This window comes from Collinsella aerofaciens (assembly GCF_040915425.1).
GTDB classification, from domain to species: Bacteria; Actinomycetota; Coriobacteriia; order Coriobacteriales; family Coriobacteriaceae; genus Collinsella; species Collinsella aerofaciens_BW.
This window is the reverse complement of sequence record NZ_JBCPDN010000011.1, coordinates 1-17,895: the sequence shown is the minus strand read 5'-3', so window position 1 is coordinate 17,895 and position 17,895 is coordinate 1. Positions and strand designations below refer to the sequence as shown.

The window sequence follows — 17,895 nt, the reverse complement described above, 5'->3', positions numbered from 1 at the left end:
CCGATAACCGGGAGGCGTGCATGCACATTCCAGATAATTATCTGTCCCCGCAGACGGATGCCGTCATGGCAGTGGCAATGGTGCCCGTTTGGGTCCACTGCATCAAAAAGGTGCGTGCCACGCTCGATCGCGAGCACATGGCGTTCTTGGGCATTTGCGCCGCGTTCTCCTTCTTGCTCATGATGTTCAACGTGCCGCTGCCCGGCGGTACCACTGGTCACGCCGTCGGAGGCGCGCTCATCGCACTGCTGCTGGGCCCCGAGGCCGCGGCTATCGCTGTCTCGGTTGCGCTGGCGCTGCAGGCGCTGCTGTTTGGCGACGGCGGCGTTCTGTCGTTTGGCGCCAACTGCTTTAACATGGCCTTTGTGCTGCCGTTTGTCGCTGCTATTGTGTTCCGTGCGCTCAACAGCCGTCTGCACGACAAGAGTTGGGGCACCACGGTTTCTGCCATCGTGAGCGGTTGGGTCGGCCTGTGCCTGGCGGCCCTCTGCGCGGCAATCGAGTTTGGTATTCAGCCGATGCTCTTCACCAACGCTTCGGGCGCCCCGCTGTACTGCCCCTTCCCGCTGTCCGTGGCTATTCCGGCCATGTTGGTCCCGCATATGCTGGTTGCCGGTGTGGTCGAGGGCGTGGCGACGGCCGCGATCTACGGCTTTATCAAGAAGACGGCGCCGAGCATTATCGTCGGGCCCGAGGCCGTCGATGGCAAGCTTGCTGCCGAGGGCGCTGCCGCCAAGAAGACCTCGCTGGTCCCTACGCTCATCCTGGTTGCCGTGCTTGTCGTAGCCACGCCGCTGGGCCTGCTGGCTACGGGCGACGCCTGGGGTGAGTGGGACGCCGAGGGCGCCGCGACCGCCGTTCAGGAGGCTGGCGACGACAGCCTGCAGGCTTCGGTCGGCCTCGATACCCCGACCTTTGCCGATGCCCTGCCCACGGGCGATTATCTGCAGGCCTATTCCGAGGAGCAGGGCCTTGGCTTTGCCGGCCAGGCCGCGATGTATATTCTTTCGGGCGTGATTGGCGTGGCGGTGCTCACCATCGCATTCCGCCTGGTCTCGCTGACGGTCAAGGAAAGCGGTGCTCATGGCAATAGCCGAGCTGCCTAGCTGGCTTGCGGCCGAGGAGCGATACGAGCCCGCGGGGGCTCGGCATCGTGTGATGCAAAAGAATGTCCTGCACCTGGCGAGCCTGCTTGAGCGGGTTCGCCTGGGTGGAGGCGCGCACGAGGGCGGGTCGATGATCGACCGCGCCCTTTCTTCCGTTACGGCGCCGGTGCGCCTGGTGGGGATGTTCGTTTGCGTCCTGTGCGTGTGCCTGACTCAGAGTCCGCTGTACCTGATGCTGATGGCGGCGATTGCGTTGGTGCTGGTCGCGGTGCGCCCTGTACGCGGACTGCGCGCTACCTTTGTGCCGGCGTTGGCTGCCGCGGGGTTTGCCGTGGTTCTGGCGCTGCCTGCCCTGCTGCTGGGTGCTTCTGCCACGGGCGCCATGCTCAAGATTGCGCTCAAGACATTCATTAACGTGACGCTAGTGCTGGGCGTTTCGTGGACGCTTACGTGGAGTCGCATGTCGGCGGCGCTTAAGATGTTGCGCCTGCCCGACGAGGTCATCTTTACGTTTGATATGGCACTCAAGCATATCGAGGTGCTGGGACGCACGGCGCACGATTTGTGCGAATCGGTCATGCTGCGCAGCGTTGGCCGTGCGCCTGAGGGATTTTCGCGTACCGACTCGCTGGCGGGTATCATGGGCATGACCTTTATCAAGGCGATGGAATGCAGCCGCGCGATAGACGAGGCCATGCTCTGCCGCGGCTTTGCCGGTGCGTATCCGGCGCCCGCGCGCGCCGGGTTTGGCTGGCGCGATGCGGTTTACGCGGTCGTTGTGGTTCTGCTCGCCGTGTTGTGCGCGGTGCTGTAGCGCGGGCGGTCTAGCCGTCGATGTGAGTAGGGAAGGGCGACGTTTTGACGATCGATATGAATAGTGCGGCGGGCACGAACGGTGCGGGCGGCGCCGAGGGCGCGCCGCTTATTGAGTTGCGCGACGTGGTGTTCTCCTATGCGGGGCATACGGTTGTCGATGGCGTGTCGCTGCAGGTCGATCGTGGTGAACTCGTTGCCCTGCTCGGTCCCAACGGCTGCGGTAAGACGACGATTATGCGTCTTATTAACGGCCTTGAACTCGCGGACGCAGGGGCATACCTGTTTGACGGGTGTATGGTCGATGCGACATATCTCAAGGATTCCGCGACGGCCCAGTGGTTCCATCAGCGCGTGGGCTTTGTGTTCCAGAATGCCGACGCCCAGTTGTTCTGCGCTACGGTGGGTGAGGAAGTTGCTTTTGGTCCCGCGCAGATGGGGCTGCCGGCAGACGAGCTCGACCGTCGCGTGCACGATGCCATGGAACTGTTTCAAGTTGCCGACCTGGTCGATGCCTCGCCCTATCAGCTTTCGGGTGGGCAAAAGAAGCGTGTGGCGCTGGCGGCAGTCGTATCGATGAACCCCGATATCTTGGTTCTCGACGAACCTACTAATGGGCTCGACGAGGATTCATGCGACATCGTGGTCAACTTCTTGCTGGCCTACGTCGCGGCGGGTAAGACGGTCTTGATGAGCACACATCACCAGGATTTGGTGCGACGCCTGGGTGCCCGTGCAATCTATATCGATCGATATCACCATGTGGTCGAGGCGCCTTCGCCGTCGTATGGAACCGAAAGCGGTGCTACGGACTAGTTGCTGCGTAGAGCGTGCGTAGCCGCCCGCGCGGCTTTGCCGTGATGGTATAGTTATCCAGGTTTTTTATGGGGGTGGCTATGCCAAGCTGGAACATTCATATCGCTCAGACGGAGCGTTTGCTGGAGCGCACCGGTGCGCTTGCCAAGAGCGTGCGCGACCGCAATGCCTTTTTGTTTGGCTGCGTGGTTCCGGATATTTTCGTGGGCTATATGGTCCCTGGCATCGCCGATCCCATCCCGTACCGCATTACGCACTTTGCCAAGCCCGAGCCTATCCCTAAGCCGCGTGAGCACGAGTTCTGGGATACCTATGTGGCACCGTTGCTTAAAAGTTCACCCACCGGTGCGCTAGCCGCGGCGACCTCGATTATCGAGGAGCGCGAGCGACTGAATCGCGTGCACTATCCCCAGCGCTACAGGGATGCCGAGCCGGTTGTCGGTCCCGGCGCTCGTGAGTTCTCGCTCGCGCCCGATGACGTGGCGCAGTCGCTGCTCGATCTGACGCTGGGCGTTTGGTCTCACCTCGTGGCCGATACCGTGTGGAACACCCGCGTGAACCAGTACCTGGAGGCGCACGGCGGCAAGCCGTGTGAGGAGTTCCGCATTAAAAAGCAAGGCGACTTTGACTGGTTTGGCAAGACGCTCGGCATTGTTTCGATTCCGCGTGCGACCGATCGCCTGTATACTGCGGCGACGCGTTTTGGGCAGTATCCCATCCATAAAGAATATGTGCTCAAGACCATCGGCGTCATGCACGAGATTGTACGCGAAAACCCCGGCGAGCCCGATCATCCGCCGTATCGCTTGCTAACCGAGGAGTTTTTCGATTCAACGTTTACCGAGGTCGTCGAGCTAACCGAGGCGGGATTTGCCGCCCGTGTCGAATCGCCCGATGTGTCTGCGCTGCCCCTGATTGCTAGCTGCTAGCTGGCCGGCCCGGCAGTGAATAGCTCAACCCAATCGACCAACAGCTCCCGTCGCAGGGCATTTTCAGCGGTACGTTCCTGATCGGTCTTTGGGATGTAGGGGAGTCCCGCCTTTTTATGAATGAGCTCGGCGATGTTGTTAAAGCTCTTCGTGTCCTTGATTTGCTCATAGGTTATCTGGATAACGTCATAGCCCATGCTTGTGAGGGCGGTGGTGCGCTCGGCATCGGAGAGACTTGCGGCTTCGCTGTCATGGGCGGAGCGGCCTTGGCATTCCAAAATGACGCCCATGCTGTCGGTGTTGCTCTCTATGAGGATATCGGCGTAGCAGCAGGTTTTGTCATACAGTGAGCGCGCGGCGTCGCTGAGTGGGATGCGCACGTTGTTTGCGATGTTGATGCCCATGCCGCCCTCGTCGCGGGGGAGTGAGACGAGTATGGATGTTTGGACTTCGAAAGGCGAGGCGGTCTGCCCCGTCATGTGCTCGGCCGCCCAGCGCAGTTGTTTAACGCCGCGCAGGCCTGCGGCCTGCTTGGCGAACGCGGCGATATTCGCTGCGCTGAGGAGCGGTGGGCGCTTCCATAGGTCGGTGTCCTTACCGTTGACGTCGTTGATTTGCTCCCAGCCGCAGTTGGGTGGAATGAGCTTAAGCGAAATGGCTTCATCGAGTTGTTGTTGCGTTCGCTCGCAGGGCCTAAACACTGCAAAGGAGCCGCACATCTCGTAGCAAGCCATGAGTAACTGGTTGCGTGAGACCTGCGTGGCAAGGTTGAGCAGCGTAAACTCGGGCGACGTGACATCAAATCCATGCTCAGTCTGCCTAAACGACCCAGGAGGTGGCTCTTGGGTCAGGAGGTGCGATTTAAAAAGGCTTCGCGACCCGGATTGTGCCCGAGTGAATACTAGCCTGTGAAGCGGTGTGTGAAGCAGGTCTTTTACAACTGCATGACTTCCGAGGCCGCAACATCTGCGATCCATATTGCCAAGGCTAATGGCGGGGTAAAGGCCTAATACCTGCGGCGGGATACGGTGATAGTAAAAAGCGGATTGACCGCATATCGTCAGGTCCATGACGTCCTCCTGGTCGAAATATGCTTTTGGACCGTGCGATGCCAGTGTCAATTCGGAAGTATGCGGCAAAATCTGAATCCTGTGAGCAGACCTGGCTTTTGAGGCTAGTTTATCAGGCATTTTGTTGCGAAAAAACGGGGTGTGCTCGGAAGTCTTAGAATTTGCCGCATACTTCCGAAATACAGGTCGATCTGGCTCTTGCTAAAACGATTTAGCAGCGTCGGTTAAGGTGTGGGTTTGCCACCGGGCGAACACTTTTAGCGCTTGGGACTTTATTTTTTGGGCCTCGAAGGGTGGATTTCGCACTTTTGGTAAAGAAATGAGTGCGTGTTTTGCCGCGTGCCGGCAATGGCACAGAAAAGGGGCCCGGAAGGCGAAGCCTTCCGGGCCCCTTTGCAATGCAAATCTGCTTGCAAGTGCGATTTAGCGCACCTGAGCGACGTAAGCGACGTTGGTCGAGGAAACCTTGTCCTCGAGCTGGACGCTCATACGGGGATCGCCGGCGGTAGCGACGGTCAAATCGCCAGTCTTGACGTAGCCGAGCTCCTTAGCGGTCTCGATCGCCTTGACAATCGTGCCGTTGACGGTGCCCTGGGTAATCTCGGCCTGGTGCGGGATAACGCCCCAGTACATGATCATCTGCTGGACGGCCCACTCGTGGCGGGAGAACGCGCAGATCGGCATGTTGGGACGGAAGTGCGAGATCAGGCGAGCGGTGCGGCCGGTGGTCGTGGGCACGGTGATGCACTTGGCGCCAACGGTGGTGGCCATGTTCACAGCGGACATACCCACAACGTTGTTGACCACGCGGGTGCCGTGAGCGTCAGCCGGAACCTCGAGCGGAGCATGAGCCGGGAGGTACTTCTCGGTCTCGAGAGCAATGCTGGCCTGCATCTTGACGGCCTCAACCGGGTACTTACCGGCAGCGGACTCGCCGGACAGCATGACGGCGTCGGTGCCGTCGTAGATGGCGTTAGCAACGTCGGCAACCTCGGCGCGCGTCGGGCGCGGGTTCTGCTGCATGGAGTCGAGCATCTGCGTAGCGGTGATGACGGGCTTGTAGGCCGCGTTGCACTTGGCGATGATCTCCTTCTGGATGTGGGGAACGAGCTCGGGCTTGATCTCGATGCCCAGGTCGCCACGGGCGACCATGATGCCGTCGGATGCCTCGAGGATCTCATCGAAGTTCTCGACGCCCAGGGCGCACTCGATCTTCGGGAAGATCGTGACGTGCTCGCCACCGTTCTCGCGGCAAAGCTCGCGGATACCGCGGACGGACTCGCCGTCGCGGATGAAGGAAGCGGCGATGTAGTCGATGTTCTCGGTCAGGCCAAAGAGGATGTCCTGACGATCGCGCTCGGTGATAGCGGGCAGCGAGATGTTGACGTTGGGCATGTTGACGCCCTTGCGCTCGCCGATCAGGCCGTCGTTCTTGACGACGCAGGTCATGTCCTGGCCGTCGACGGACTCGACCTCGAGGGCAACCAGGCCGTCATCGATCAGGATGAGGGAGCCCTTCTCGACCTCGGAGGGCAGAGCCAGGTAGTCGAGGGAGATGTGCTCAGCGGTGCCGTGGAAATCCTCGGTCGTGGGCTGAGCGGTGACGACGATCTTGTCGCCGGTCTTGACGGCAACCTTCTTGCCATCGACCAGAAGGCCGGTGCGGACCTCGGGGCCCTTGGTGTCGAGCAGGATGCCGACGGGCATACCGAGCTCCTTGGAAATACGACGGACGCGCTCGATGCGACCGTGGTGCTCGTCGTAGGAGCCGTGCGAGAAGTTAAAACGGGCGACGTTCATGCCCGCCTTGATCATCTCGCGGATGGTCTCGTCGCTATCGCAGGCGGGACCCATGGTGCATACAATCTTAGTGCGCTTGTACATTCAGACCTCCATCTGACATCGTCTTGCGCTGATAGATAAACCATAAGAAATAAAACTGAGATGATTATAACGAAATGCCGACCGAATACCCCAAAAAATCGACCGTATGCCGAATTAGAAGTTCTTTTTTTGCGGTAAAAACGGTATATGAAAAATCTTTACCAACCGTTCTGACCGCTGCTATCTGGGCGATATTTCAGTTTGACGATGCGCCGAAGAAAAAACGTTTTATCAATGTTGAGCATCACACGGTCTGCATCGTTGCACTTGAGCCGTGTTTCCAATTGGAATGTTTTGGCTAGACGCGCCGCTTTGGGGTACCATAGCTCCACTATCAACTGCCGCTCAGCACGGCAGCCTTGATGAGCCCTTGCCCTTCTCCTGGGAATTATGATCGGGCATCAATCTGCTGAGTGGCCCGAATCCCAGGAGGGGACTCTATATGCAAAAGGAATACCTGTCCGCCGCGGCGGAGGTGCTCAGCGACCAAGGTGTCGATGAGAACCTCGGCCTGAGCAACGACGAGGCGTCGTCGCGCCTCGCCAAGACAGGCCCTAACAAGCTCGAGGAAGCCGAGAAGACGCCGCTGTGGAAGCGTTTCTTTGAGCAGATGGCCGACCCCATGGTCATCATGCTGATCGTTGCCGCCGTCATCAGCGCGCTCACGGGTATGGTCAAGGGCGAGCCCGACTTTGCCGATGTCGTCATTATCATGTTCGTCGTTATCGTCAACTCGGTGCTGGGCGTGGTCCAGGAAGCCAAGAGCGAGGAGGCCCTCGAGGCCCTGCAGGAGATGAGCGCGGCGCAGTCCAAGGTGCTGCGCGATGGCAAGCTCGTGCACCTGCCGAGCGCCGAGCTCGTGCCCGGTGACGTGATCATGCTCGAGGCGGGCGACTCCGTCCCGGCCGACTGCCGCGTCCTCGAGAGCGCCACAATGAAGATCGAGGAGGCCGCCCTTACCGGCGAGTCCGTGCCCGTCGAGAAGCATGCCAACGTGATCGAGCTCGCCGCGGGCACCGATGACGTGCCGCTCGGCGACCGCAAGAACATGTGCTATATGGGTTCCACCGTTGTGTACGGCCGTGGTCGCGCCGTCGTGGTCGGCACCGGCATGAACACCGAGATGGGCAAGATCGCTGGCGCCCTGGCCGAGGCCAAGGAAGAGCTCACGCCGTTGCAGGTGAAGCTCGCCGAGCTCAGCCGCATCCTTACCATTATGGTTATCGTCATCTGCGTCGTGATCTTTGGCGTCGACATCATCCGTCACGGCGTGGGCAACGTCCTCACCGACCCGACTGCCCTGCTCGACACCTTTATGGTCGCCGTCTCGCTTGCCGTCGCCGCCATCCCCGAGGGCCTGGTCGCCGTCGTGACCATCGTGCTTTCGCTCGGCGTGACCAAGATGGCCAAGCGCCAGGCGATCATCCGCAAGCTTTCTGCCGTCGAGACCCTTGGCTGCACGCAGACCATCTGCTCCGACAAGACCGGTACCCTTACCCAGAACAAGATGACCGTCGTCAAGCACGAGCTCGCTGCGCCCAAGGAGAAGTTCTTGGCCGGCATGGCGCTGTGCTCCGATGCCCAGTGGGACGAGGAGCTGGGCGAGGCCGTGGGCGAGCCGACCGAGTGCGCACTTGTCAACGATGCCGGCAAGGCTGGTCTTACTGGTTTGACTGCCGAGCACCCGCGCGTGGGCGAGGCCCCGTTCGACTCGGGCCGCAAGATGATGTCCGTGGTCGTCGAGACTCTGGACGGCGAGTACGAGCAGTACACCAAGGGCGCACCCGACGTGGTGATCGGCCTGTGCACCCATATCTACGAGGGCGATAAGGTCGTCCCCCTGACCGAGGAGCGCCGCGCCGAGCTCGTGGCAGCCAACAAGGCCATGGCCGACGAGGCCCTGCGCGTGCTGGCGCTGGCGAGCCGCACCTACACCGAGGTTCCCGCCGACTGCAGCCCCGCTGCGCTCGAGCATGATCTGGTCTTCTGCGGCCTGTCCGGCATGATCGATCCGGTCCGTCCCGAGGTGGCCGACGCTATCCGCGAGGCGCACGACGCCGGCATCCGCACCGTCATGATCACGGGCGACCACATCGACACCGCCGTGGCCATCGCCAAGCAGCTGGGCATCGTCGCCGACCGCAGCCAGGCCATTACGGGCGCCGACCTCGACCGCATGAGCGACGAGGAGCTCGATGCGAACATCGAGGACTACGGCGTGTACGCCCGCGTCCAGCCCGAGCACAAGACCCGCATCGTCGAGGCTTGGAAGTCGCGCGACCAGATCGTCGCCATGACCGGCGACGGCGTCAACGATGCCCCGTCCATCAAGCGCGCCGACATCGGCGTCGGTATGGGCATCACCGGTACCGACGTCACCAAGAACGTCGCCGACATGGTGCTCGCCGACGACAACTTTGCCACCATCATCGGTGCTTGCGAAGAGGGTCGCCGCATCTACGACAACATCCGCAAGGTCATCCAGTTCCTGCTTTCGGCCAACCTTGCCGAGGTATTCTCGGTGTTTATCGCCACGCTCATCGGCTTTACCATCTTCCAGCCGGTGCAGCTGCTGTGGGTGAACCTGGTCACCGACTGCTTTCCCGCGCTCGCGCTGGGCATGGAGGATGCCGAGGGCGACATCATGAAGCGCAAGCCGCGCAACGCCAAGGATGGTGTCTTTGCCGGCAATATGGGCCTGGACTGCGTGGTCCAGGGCTTGATCATCACCGTGCTGGTGCTGGCGAGCTTCTTTGTGGGCGTGTACTTTGACATGGGCTACATCCACATCGCCGATATGATCGCCGGCAATGCCGACGAGGAAGGCGTGATGATGGCCTTCATCACGCTCAACATGGTCGAGATCTTCCACTGCTTCAATATGCGCAGCCGTCGTGCGTCGCTGTTTAGCATGAAGAAGCAGAACAAGTGGCTGTGGGCCTCTGCCGCGCTGGCGCTGGTGCTGACGGTGATCGTGACCGTTCAGCCGACGCTTGCCGAGATGTTCTTTGGCCCTGTGACGCTTGAGCTCAAGGGCGTTCTTGCCGCGCTGGGCCTGGCCTTCCTGATCATCCCGCTGATGGAGATCTACAAGGCGATCATGCGCGCGGTCGAGAAGGAGTAAGTTAACCTGTCCGGGCCCGCCCCTGCGTGTTTTCTTCTTCGCTGGTCCTCGCGCTTCGCGCTGCGGGATCGCTCAGAAGAAAACACTCCCGGGGTGGGCCCTACGGTATCCTTGCTGGCTTTACTCCCGCGCGGATGAAAAAGGGCTGAGGGAAAGAAGGTGAGCGGCCGAGCAATTGCTCGGCCGCTCGTTTTGAATAAAGGATGTGTCCTTAGGAAACCCCTCCCGGCGGGCGGGCCTTCGGATAGCCTCTCGGGACCATGAGCTGAGGGAAAGTATGTGAGCTGGTCGGGCTTTGCCCGGCCAGCTCTTTTTGATTTAAAATACCTGCTCAGTTGTGATTTATGGTGCTGGGAGGCGCTTGTGGGCAAGGCTAAGGCTAAGGCGAAGAAAAAGACGACGGGGGCGCGGGCTAAGCGCGATCGTCGTCGGAAGCTTGCGACCGAGGCCCCCGCGTCTGCCGAGGAGCTGCTGGCAAGCGTGCCGGGACTTGACGCGCTGCAGGACGTTCCGGCGTTTGATGACCTGCCGGTCGATGAAGCCCAGCAGACTGCCTTTGATGATTTCTGCGCACATGCCGAGGAGCCCGAGCAGATGCGGCTGGGTGCCGTGGTGCGCTTGGATCGCGGGTTTCCGCTGGTGGCGACTGCCGACGACACCTTCCGCGCCGAGCATGCCGTGGGGTTTGCCAAGTCGCGCGGCGAGGACGAGGTCCTGCTGCCTGCCGTGGGCGACCGTGTGGCGGTGCGCCGCGCTCCCGGGCACGATATGGGCGTGATTGAGTGCGTGCTGCCGCGCCGTACGAGCTTTGAGCGTTGGCGCGGCCGTGCCCGCGGAGAGCGTCAGGTGCTCTGCTCCAATGTGGATTGCGTGCTAATCGTGCAGGCGCTCGGTGCCGGTGAGGTGCTGCTCGACCGCGTGGCGCGCTCGCTGGTGTTGGCACTCGACTGCGATGCCGCGCCGGTGGTGGTGCTCACCAAAGCTGACCGCTGCGATGCCGAGGAGCTCGAGCGCGATCTGGACCGCGTGCGCCGCCTGGTGGGTCCGGACGTGCGCGTGATCGTGACGTCCTCTGCCGAGGGCCGCGGCCTGGACGAGGTCCGTGCCTGCGTGCCCGCCGGGAGCTGCGCCATGATTCTGGGCGAGTCGGGTGCCGGCAAGTCAACGCTGCTCAATGCACTGCTGGGCCACGATACGTTGGCGACTGGCGGTGTGCGCGAACGCGACGACCGGGGCCGTCACACTACCGTCGCGCGTGTGATGGTGGCGCTGCCGGGCGACGCCGGCGTGATCGCCGATGCCCCGGGCCTGCGCAGCCTACCGCTCGTGGGTCACGAGCGGGGTCTGGCGCGCGCCTTCCCCGAGATTGTCGAGGCATCGCGCGCGTGCCGGTTTGGCGATTGCACGCATACCCATGAGCCGGGTTGTGCCGTTCGCGAGGCCGAGGACGCCGGGCAGATCGACAGTCTGCGTTTGGAAACGTTCCAAAACCTGGCGTCATCCATGCGCGTGAGTGCTCAAATGCTCGATCCCGATGTCCATCTGTAATTGATTTTTCCTATGACAGCCGTCTCCCAACTGTTCGGGAGACGGCTTTTTTGCTGCGGAAAAGCCTCGAAACATGCAGTTTGCTGACGTGCTGGCCAAAACCTTGCCAAGAGCTTGACGGGCTGGTCAGCTTTTGGTCAGCGATTGGTTTGACATCGAAAACCAAGATCGCGATTGCGCCGCTTTGCGCTCTGACCGCCCAGACAATGGTGGTACGGGCATTCGCCCGGCACTGCCATGAGAGGAGCGGCCGTGAACAAGAGCAAGCGCATCGCCATCAGTCTGGTCGCGGGCGTGCTCGCTGCTCTGCTCTGCATGGTTTACGGCTCGTCGATCCGCTCGCAAGCCGAACAGGTCCAGGCTGAGACCTTGGCCAGGTACGGTGGCGATCGCGTCGAGGTATGCGTCGCGGCGCGCGATATCGATGTGGGCGAGACCCTCGATGAGACCAATGTCATAACCCAGGAATGGTTGACAAGTCTGCTGCCGCGTGACGCGGCGACCGAGCTGCGCCAGGTGCGCGGCGACGTGACGACTTCGCGTATTCCCAAAAACGCCGTGATCTGCAATGTCTACACCAAGGCCGAGAGCCACAAGCTCGAGGTGCCTAAGGGCAAGGTCGCCGTTTCGGTGGCGGTCGATGCCGAGCACTCGGTCGGCGGTGCTACGGGCGTGGGCAGCTACGTGGATGTGTATGTGCAAAAAGACGGCGTAACCGATCGGCTGTGCGGCGCGTACGTGATCGATACCAGTGAAGATTCCGGTGCCACGCGCGAGGGCAAGATCGAATGGGTGACGCTGGCGGCTGACCCCGAAGACGTCAAGGAACTGCTGGGGGCATCGGGCAAGGGAACGGTCAGCTTGACGATTCCCGCCACGGCGCGCGGCAAAAAGAGCGGAGGCGACGAGTGATGAAGGCGATCTGGCTTGCGTGCTGCGCGTGCGGCGATTACGGGCTGTTGCAGCGGGAAGTCGAGGGTCGTGATACGGGTGCACAGGTGCTTCGCGTGGGTGACCTGGACGGACTGGTTTCCATGGCGCGGGCGTTTCCGTCGCGCCGCGGAGCTGCCATCATCGCGGCGTCTCTGTTCGATACCGAAGATGTGCGCAAGACTGTTGCGCGCCTGACGGCCGAAGGCCGCGTGAGTCGCGTGGTCGTGTTGATAGAAACGCTCGATCCGTCGGATATCGAGGGGCTGTTTCGCGCGGGGGCGACCGAGGTCATCGCTGCGCACAGTATATGCGGCAACGGGCGAGCGGGCGAGGGAGCGGTTGATTCCGATCGGCGCATGACGATTGAGCCCGATGCTTTTGTTGATAGGGAACCCGGGGTGCCTCGCGCTACAAGAGGCCCGCGTGTTGATGATTATGGAAAAGCGGAAGCCGAGCATGGTCGGCGCCCCCGGAACCCCCTTGTATACGACGACGCTGAAGGGCCGGCGCAGCATGCTGGCGACTCTCCGGCTGTAGATATGGGATACGTGCACGGCGTGAATCTGGCGGATGAACTCGACGAAGTTGAGGGCTTTGCCGGGTGCGGCGAGTTGTCGCTGATGCAGCATGAGCAGATTGCGCAGAACGAGCCTGCCTCGCAGACCGAACAAGCTGCCATGCCGGCCTGGACGCAGCGTGTAGTTGCGGCGGAGGAGACGGGGACGCTGTCACCGACGCCCGCCCCGCCGCCTCCGATGCCGCCGGCAGACGCTGCCGCTCCGCCGCATCGAGCTCCGGTCATCTGCGCCATTTCGGGTTCGGGCGGTTGCGGCAAGTCGACGATCGTTGCCACCATGGCACACGCATCGTCGCTGTTGGGCTTGCGTGCCGCCGTGCTCGACCTGGACCTGATGTTTGGAAACCTTTACGACTTGTTAGGCGTCGATGCTCCGCGCGATATGGCGGCACTTATCGAGCCGTCGGCGGCGGGCACGCTCACCGAGCCGGATATCGTAGCCGCATCGATGCGCGTGGCGCCGGGCGTTACGCTCTGGGGTCCCGTCGCGGCGCCCGAGCAAGCCGAGCTCATGGCACGTCCGGTGGAGCTACTGCTTGATGTCCTGCGTCGCGAATCCGACGTGGTCTTTATCGATACCTCGGTCTTTTGGGGCGATGCCGTGGCGGCTGCGGTGGCGGCGAGCGACCGTTGCCTGGTCGTTGGCGATGCGGCGGTGTCGTCCGCGACATCGGCGTCGCGCGTCATTGAACTGGCAAGTCGAGTAGGTGTGCCGCGCACGCGCATGAGCGCCGTGTTCAACCGGTTCGGTGCGCGCGGGGCAGACGAGGACGTCGCCATGCGCTTTGAGATTGCCTGTGCGTTGAGCTCCAAGATTCGTATCGCCGATGGCGGGCAGGATCTCGCCGCGCTCATGGCGTTTGGGCGCGCCGACGAGGCAGTGGGTCAGACGAGCGCTTTTGCGACCAGCGTGCGCGAGGCCACGCGCGAGATGCTCGTGGAACTGGGGTGCGCCGTCGGCCCTTGGAGCGATATAGTCGCCGACCGTGCAACGCGTACCGAACGCCCGCGTATCCGCCTTCCCTGGTCGCGCGAGGGTGATCAGCGATGAGCCTGCAAACGAGGATTAAGGCTGCCGGCGCTGCAGCGGCGGCAGCTCCTGTAGATGCGGGGCGTCGCCGCGCGGTGAAACGACGCACTAAGCGCGCCGTGATGGACCGCATGGGTTACGACGAAGTGGCGCGTATCAGCGCCTATATCGACCCGGTACTTGCCCGCTCGGAATTGCGTCCCGCGGTGGAGGCGGCGCTCAATGTTGAGGAGCCGACCGATCTCGCGACGCCTGAGCGCGAGACCATCATCGACGAGATTTTGGATGACGTGGTGGGCTTGGGGCCGTTGCAGCCGCTCATCGAGGACGACACCGTTACCGAGATCATGATCAACGGCTGCCGCTCGGCCTTCTTTGAACGCGGCGGCGTCTTGTACCCCATCGAGCATGCGTTTGAGGATGATGAGCAGATCCGTGTGCTTATCGACCGCATCATCTCGCCACTTGGCCGCCGTATCGACGAGCGCAGCCCCATCGTCAACGCCCGCCTCAAAACGGGCTATCGCGTCAACGCGGTGATTCCGCCTGTGGCGATTGACGGACCGATTCTCACCATCCGAAAGTTCTCGGACCGCATCTGCTCGCTGGACGAGCTTGTGGGGCTGGGGTCGCTGCCGCTTTGGTATGCGCAGCTGCTGTCATGCGCGGTGTCGCTGAGACAGGACCTGGCGGTTGCGGGAGGCACGGGATCTGGTAAGACCACCCTGCTCAACGCGTTGTCATGCGAGATTTCCACCGGCGAGCGCATCGTGACGATCGAGGACTCTGCCGAGCTCAAGTTTGCGCATCATCCACACGTGGTGCGTCTAGAGGCGCGCGAGGCTTCAATTGAGGGCGAGGGCGCGGTGACGATCCGCGACCTGGTGACCAATGCCCTGCGCATGCGCCCCGACCGCATCGTGGTGGGTGAGGTGCGCGGTGCTGAGTGCTGCGACATGTTGCAGGCCATGAACACAGGCCACGACGGGTCGCTCACCACACTTCATGCGGGCTCAGAACAGGAGACCGTGGTGCGTCTGACGTTGCTTGCACGTTATGGCATCGATCTGCCGAGCGAGCTCATCGAGGAGCAGATTGCCATGGCGCTCGACGGCATCGTGATGTCCGAGCGCCACGCCGATGGCAGGCGCTTCGTCTCCTCGTATTCGGGGGTGCGTCGCGCCGCGTCGGGCGGTGTAGAGCTCGAGCGCTATGTGACTTTCGATGCCGCCGAGCGCACCTGGACGCTTGACCGCGAGCCGCCGTTTATCGCAGAAGGCCTGCGGTCGGGGACGCTCACACAAGAGGAGGTGGACGAATGGAGGTCGCTGTGCCCCTCGTCGTAGGGGGTTTGGCAGGGTTTTCTGTCGCGATGGCGTGCGGGGCGGAACCTCGTGTGCCGCAGGTGCCGCCGGCGGAGCTGGCGCGTCAGGCGCTCGAGACGGTGGCAGAGAAACTGCCGCGTGAGCTGGTGGAAAACGATCTGCTGAAAAAGATCGCCCGTTCGTGGGCATCGCTGGCTCCGGCGCATCGCCTTGGCCTCGTGATCGAAGATGCTTCGGGGCGTTTGGCGTTTCTGCTGCTCTCGAGCGGTGTCTGCTGCATTTTACTAACGATGGTGTCGTTATCGCCCCTCGGATTTGCCTTGGGACTTGTTGCTCCGATTGCCGTTGGCGCCGCTCGGGATGGCTTTGAGAGCCGGCGCGAGCAACACGATGCAGAAGAGGCCATGCCCGAGGCGTTTACCGCACTTTCCATGTCGCTTGCCTCGGGACATTCACTGGCCCAGGGCATGCGCTTTGTGGGCGCTCATGCGCAAGAACCGGTGCATACCGAGTTTTTGCGGGTGGCGGCGGCAATCGATTGCGGCATCTCGGCGACCGACGCGCTCGATGACTTGCTCGTGCGCATCGACGCCCCTGGCCTTTCGCTTGTGACCTTGGCGCTTAAGGTGTCTCAGCGCACCGGTGCTCCGCTTGCCGACTTACTGTCCGAGGCGTCGAGCATGGTGGGGGAGCGCATTGAGCTCAAGCGCCGCCTGGATGTTAAGACGTCGCAGGCTCGCATGTCTGCGCATATGGTCGCGGCGATGCCGACGGGCATGTGCGCGGTGTTGGCGCTGCTTTCGGCAGATTTTCGTCGCGGTCTTGCGACGCCTGCCGGCGCGGGCACTGTGGTGCTGGGTCTTGCCCTCAACGCCGTTGCCCTGGTGGTTATCCGGCGCATTATGCGGGTGAAGCTATGAGCGCCCCGGTTGCAGTTGCGGCTTGCCTGTGCGCTCTGAGTGTATTTGTCGCGACGGGTTTGGATCGGGCGGATGCGCGCAAGATTGCAGAGGCCTGCAAGCGCGAGGCGGTGCTGGTCGCTGCCGCGGGTCGCTCGGTGGTCGATGCTCTGGCCGCGCGAATGAAGGGCGCGGTTGGAGCGGGCGGCCCGGCGCGAGTATCGCTTGGCGAAGTGTCCGAGATGATCGATGTTGCGCGCTTGGGTCTTTCGGCCGGTCTTTCGTTTGATGCGGCGCTTGAGATTTTCTGCGCCAACCGCCGGTCAGTGCTGGCTTTTCGACTTGAGCGGGCCTGCATGGCGTGGCAGGTGGGCGTGGGCACGCGTGAGGACGAGTTGTTGGCCGCCGCACGCGACCTGGACGTGCGAGCGCTCGAGACCTTTGCCATCACGGTGGGGCAGGCGCTCGCTCTGGGTGCCCCACTTGCCGAGACACTGGCCGCTCAAAGTCGCGAGATCCGTGCGGCTCATCGCGCCGCGGTCGAGCGCGAGATCGAGCGTGCGCCCGTCAAGCTGCTGATTCCCACCGGCACACTCATCTTGCCGGCGTTGCTTCTGTCCATATTGGGCCCGCTGTTGGGAGCAGGCGGGATGATGTAGGGAGGAATACATGAACACGATGACTGACGTTGCTGGCAAGGTCTGGAGCTGGGCTGTTTGCCAGTCAATTCGCGCTCGCCAGCATGCCGGGGAGCTACTGCAGGAGGAGAGTGCGCAGGGCACCACCGAATACGCCATCTTGGTCGGCGTGCTCGTGGTGATCGCCATCATTGCCATTGTCGCATTTAAGGGCAAGGTCCAAGATCTATGGAACGCTATCAGCGAGGGCATCAACAGCCTGTAGAGGGCGAGCGCCCCATCGGGGTGCTGCTGGTGTTTGCTTGCCTGACCGTGGCGATAGCGGCGGTGCTTTGGGGGCTTAACGCCGCGCGGCAGCAGCGTCCTGGGGCCGCCTTCGATTCGGGCTCAGATTCGGCGGTGGCGTCTCAAAAAGATGAGATGCGAGATGCGGACGATTCGGATGTCGCTGTCACGGCGCAAACCTTTCTGCGGACGCTCGACAAGCGGTCTGGCACTGCGACGGATTCACCTGAGGACAACGCGATTGCGGTCCGGCTTGCATGGTCCGAGGACCGACCGATGACCGAGGCAGCGGCGGATATGTTACGCGCCTACCGCGAGGTGCCAACGGCCCAGCTCGCCCTGAGCGGCTATCTCGATATTAAGGGCAACGTATGGGGCGCCATCGTGCGCGATGGGCGCGGCTGGGTCGATATGGTGACGGTTGCCGCGGATGCTGGCGATGCTTCGTGTCGTCTGCGCGCCGTGCGTCTGGTCCCGCAAACAATAAGCTCAAAGGAGGGATCGTGAAATGCATGGCATTCTGCGTGAGGAATCTGCCCAGGCGACGGTCGAATACGCCATCGTCACGGTGGCGCTGTTATCGATCGTGCTGGCGATTGTGGGACTTTGGCGTGCTGGCACCGATGGACGCTTGGCGGCGCTGGTTGAGCGGGCGGCATCCCATGGCGTTGCCTCGACGTCGGTTATCGACGCCGCTACGGGCGCTAAGGACATCGCATTGTATTGATATCGCGCGCGAGGACCGGGCGCAGTCTACGGTTGAGGCCGCTTTTTTGCTGCCGACGTTTCTGACGCTCATCCTTCTCGCACTGCAACCGGTGTGCCTGCTTTATACGCGCGCGGTCATGGAGTCTGCCGCCGCCGAGACCGCGCGGCTCATGACCACGACGACGGCGGAGGACGACGATCTTAAGGAGT

At 62.2% G+C, this 17,895-nt stretch carries 18 protein-coding genes; 16 read left to right on the top strand and 2 right to left on the bottom strand.

What is annotated here, in order from left to right; all coding sequences use genetic code 11:
- The first annotated feature begins 20 nt into the window (after nucleotides 1-20).
- From cbiM to AB5164_RS02725, 4 genes are all read left to right on the top strand, one after another.
- Entirely contained in the window at nucleotides 21-1,106 is a 1,086-nt protein-coding gene (cbiM, locus tag AB5164_RS02740) for a cobalt transporter CbiM (RefSeq protein WP_368142219.1), read from the top strand.
- Nucleotides 1,084-1,920 carry an energy-coupling factor transporter transmembrane component T family protein gene (locus tag AB5164_RS02735; protein ID WP_368142218.1) on the top strand — a complete coding sequence of 279 codons (837 nt, stop codon included), beginning with the start codon at nucleotides 1,084-1,086 and terminating at the stop codon, nucleotides 1,918-1,920. The genes cbiM and AB5164_RS02735 overlap by 23 nt, the downstream gene beginning before the upstream one ends.
- 44 nt (nucleotides 1,921-1,964) lie before the next feature.
- The gene (locus AB5164_RS02730; protein WP_368142217.1) at nucleotides 1,965-2,735 is read left to right on the top strand and encodes an energy-coupling factor ABC transporter ATP-binding protein; all 771 of its coding nucleotides are present in this window, start codon (nucleotides 1,965-1,967) and stop codon (nucleotides 2,733-2,735) included.
- An 80-nt stretch (nucleotides 2,736-2,815) separates the two neighbouring features.
- Nucleotides 2,816-3,664 carry a hypothetical protein gene (locus AB5164_RS02725; protein WP_368142216.1) on the top strand — a complete coding sequence of 283 codons (849 nt, stop codon included), beginning with the start codon at nucleotides 2,816-2,818 and terminating at the stop codon, nucleotides 3,662-3,664.
- On the opposite strand, the gene AB5164_RS02720 is transcribed toward AB5164_RS02725, so the two are convergent.
- Both AB5164_RS02720 and pyk read right to left on the bottom strand, forming a co-directional pair.
- Nucleotides 3,661-4,398, bottom strand: a complete 738-nt coding sequence (locus AB5164_RS02720) for a putative endonuclease domain-containing protein (RefSeq protein WP_368142215.1) — start codon at nucleotides 4,396-4,398, stop codon at nucleotides 3,661-3,663. The two genes, AB5164_RS02725 and AB5164_RS02720, sit on opposite strands and share 4 nt — an antisense overlap.
- A gap of 759 nt (nucleotides 4,399-5,157) precedes the next feature.
- Nucleotides 5,158-6,618 carry a pyruvate kinase gene (gene pyk / locus AB5164_RS02715; protein ID WP_368142214.1) on the bottom strand — a complete coding sequence of 487 codons (1,461 nt, stop codon included), beginning with the start codon at nucleotides 6,616-6,618 and terminating at the stop codon, nucleotides 5,158-5,160.
- A 74-nt stretch (nucleotides 6,619-6,692) separates the two neighbouring features.
- On the opposite strand from pyk, the gene AB5164_RS02710 reads away from it, so the two are divergent.
- From AB5164_RS02710 to AB5164_RS02655, 12 genes are all read left to right on the top strand, one after another.
- Nucleotides 6,693-6,920, top strand: coding sequence for a hypothetical protein (locus AB5164_RS02710; RefSeq protein WP_368142213.1), 228 nt, complete (start codon nucleotides 6,693-6,695; stop codon nucleotides 6,918-6,920).
- A gap of 140 nt (nucleotides 6,921-7,060) precedes the next feature.
- Nucleotides 7,061-9,742 (top strand): cation-translocating P-type ATPase, encoded by a 2,682-nt coding sequence (locus tag AB5164_RS02705; RefSeq protein ID WP_368142212.1) that lies wholly within the window; start codon nucleotides 7,061-7,063, stop codon nucleotides 9,740-9,742.
- A gap of 594 nt (nucleotides 9,743-10,336) precedes the next feature.
- Nucleotides 10,337-11,290, top strand: coding sequence for a ribosome small subunit-dependent GTPase A (gene rsgA, locus AB5164_RS02700; RefSeq protein ID WP_438265610.1), 954 nt, complete (start codon nucleotides 10,337-10,339; stop codon nucleotides 11,288-11,290).
- 252 nt (nucleotides 11,291-11,542) lie between these two features.
- Nucleotides 11,543-12,202 (top strand): Flp pilus assembly protein CpaB, encoded by a 660-nt coding sequence (gene cpaB, locus AB5164_RS02695; RefSeq protein ID WP_271739854.1) that lies wholly within the window; start codon nucleotides 11,543-11,545, stop codon nucleotides 12,200-12,202.
- Nucleotides 12,202-13,851: a nucleotide-binding protein gene (locus AB5164_RS02690; protein ID WP_368142211.1), complete on the top strand. Its 1,650-nt coding sequence runs from the start codon at nucleotides 12,202-12,204 to the stop codon at nucleotides 13,849-13,851. The genes cpaB and AB5164_RS02690 overlap by 1 nt, the downstream gene beginning before the upstream one ends.
- Nucleotides 13,848-15,176: a TadA family conjugal transfer-associated ATPase gene (locus AB5164_RS02685; RefSeq protein ID WP_368142210.1), complete on the top strand. Its 1,329-nt coding sequence runs from the start codon at nucleotides 13,848-13,850 to the stop codon at nucleotides 15,174-15,176. The genes AB5164_RS02690 and AB5164_RS02685 overlap by 4 nt, the downstream gene beginning before the upstream one ends.
- Nucleotides 15,149-16,075 carry a type II secretion system F family protein gene (locus tag AB5164_RS02680; protein WP_368142209.1) on the top strand — a complete coding sequence of 309 codons (927 nt, stop codon included), beginning with the start codon at nucleotides 15,149-15,151 and terminating at the stop codon, nucleotides 16,073-16,075. The genes AB5164_RS02685 and AB5164_RS02680 overlap by 28 nt, the downstream gene beginning before the upstream one ends.
- Complete coding sequence (locus AB5164_RS02675) at nucleotides 16,072-16,713, top strand: type II secretion system F family protein (RefSeq protein ID WP_368147781.1); 642 nt, start codon at nucleotides 16,072-16,074, stop codon at nucleotides 16,711-16,713. The genes AB5164_RS02680 and AB5164_RS02675 overlap by 4 nt, the downstream gene beginning before the upstream one ends.
- A 10-nt stretch (nucleotides 16,714-16,723) precedes the next feature.
- The gene (locus AB5164_RS02670; RefSeq protein ID WP_006235091.1) at nucleotides 16,724-16,957 is read left to right on the top strand and encodes a hypothetical protein; all 234 of its coding nucleotides are present in this window, start codon (nucleotides 16,724-16,726) and stop codon (nucleotides 16,955-16,957) included.
- On the top strand, nucleotides 16,921-17,484 hold the full coding sequence (locus AB5164_RS02665; protein ID WP_161115718.1) for a hypothetical protein: 564 nt from the start codon (nucleotides 16,921-16,923) through the stop codon (nucleotides 17,482-17,484). Before AB5164_RS02670 ends, AB5164_RS02665 begins: the two co-directional genes overlap by 37 nt.
- Nucleotide 17,485: 1 nt before the next feature.
- Complete coding sequence (locus AB5164_RS02660) at nucleotides 17,486-17,704, top strand: hypothetical protein (RefSeq protein WP_368142207.1); 219 nt, start codon at nucleotides 17,486-17,488, stop codon at nucleotides 17,702-17,704.
- A partial coding sequence (locus tag AB5164_RS02655) for a TadE/TadG family type IV pilus assembly protein (RefSeq protein WP_368147785.1) occupies nucleotides 17,601-17,895 on the top strand: 295 nt, incomplete at its 3' end. The genes AB5164_RS02660 and AB5164_RS02655, both read left to right, overlap by 104 nt.